Origin of the sequence: Acidovorax sp. K2F (assembly GCF_025246485.1) — a bacterium.
Taxonomy (GTDB): Bacteria; Pseudomonadota; Gammaproteobacteria; order Burkholderiales; family Burkholderiaceae_C; genus Acidovorax; species Acidovorax delafieldii.
Genome location: NZ_JAOBSQ010000020.1, coordinates 1 through 1,151 on the forward strand (window position 1 = coordinate 1; position 1,151 = coordinate 1,151).

The 1,151-nt window shown below is 61.4% G+C and carries 1 protein-coding gene; it reads right to left on the minus strand.

What is annotated here, in order from left to right; translation table 11 throughout:
* Nucleotides 1-125: 125 nt before the first annotated feature.
* On the minus strand, nt 126-1,100 hold the full coding sequence (locus N4G42_RS06530) for an IS5 family transposase (RefSeq protein ID WP_055392831.1): 975 nt from the start codon (nt 1,098-1,100) through the stop codon (nt 126-128).
* Between the last annotated feature and the right edge of the window lie 51 nt (nt 1,101-1,151).

Consider the following 1,151-nt stretch of genomic DNA (forward strand, 5'->3'; position numbering starts at 1 on the left):
GGCTACGCTGAACAAGCCCTCGAAATTTCCCGCGCGAACGCGGAAGACGCCATTTTTTGGATTTTGTGGCCTCTTGCGCCGCCCATTTGGGCCGTTCGCAGGGCCTTGAGGCCCGATTTCCACCCTTACGGGCGCACCTGTCCCTGCAGTCGCCCTCGGGCAAGGAAAATGTTGGCCAGCGCCAAGGCCGTGAATGCGCGTGTGGCGTTCTTCTGCAGCCCGCGGTAGCGCACCTTGGTGAATCCCCACAGGCGCTTGACCACCCCGAACACATGCTCTACCCGAGCGCGGATGCGTGACTTGTTGCGGTTCTTGGCCCGCTGAACTTCGTCCACCTCGCCTGCACGGCGGGTGCGCTGGTTGGTGAAGTCTTTGGCTTGGGGCGCCTTGCCCCGGATCAGAGCCTTCTGGCTGGCGTAGGCCGAGTCGCCGTACACGCGCTGCTCGTTGCCATGCAGCAGATCGGGCAGCGGGTGTTTGTCATGCACGTTGGCCGCCGTCACCACGGCGCTGTGCGCCAGCCCGCTTTGGCTGTCCACGCCAATGTGCAGCTTCATGCCGAAATACCACTGCTGGCCTTTGCGGGTCTGGTGCATATCGGGATCGCGCGCCTTGTCGGCGTTCTTGGTAGAACTGGGCGCGGCGATGATGGTGGCATCCACGATGGTGCCGGTGTTGACCTTGAAGCCGCGCTCCTGCAATTGCTGGCCTACCTTGGCAAACAGGGCTTCACCCAGTTTTTGCTCATTGAGCAGTTTGCGAAACTTCAGCAGCGTGGTGGCGTCGGGCACGCGTTCGCGGCCCAGGTCAATCCCCACAAAGCGGCGCAGACTGGCACTGTCATACAGAGCCTCCTCGCACGCCAGATCGGCCAGGTTGAACCAGTGCTGAAGAAAATGGATGCGCAGCATGCGCTCAAGGCCAATGGGCGGGCGGCCGTTGCCTGCTTTGGGGTAGTGCGGCTCTATCACCTGGCACAGAGCGGCCCATGGCACTATTGTCTCCATGGTCCGCAAGAACTCTTCGCGTCGGGTGGGTTTGCGCGAATGCTCGAATCCGTTGTCTTGATCTGCGGCCATTGCCAAGGTCTGCTGCTTCATCTGCGGATAACGTTTGACCCCTCTCAATGGTGGACCTTAATCAGCGTTGCC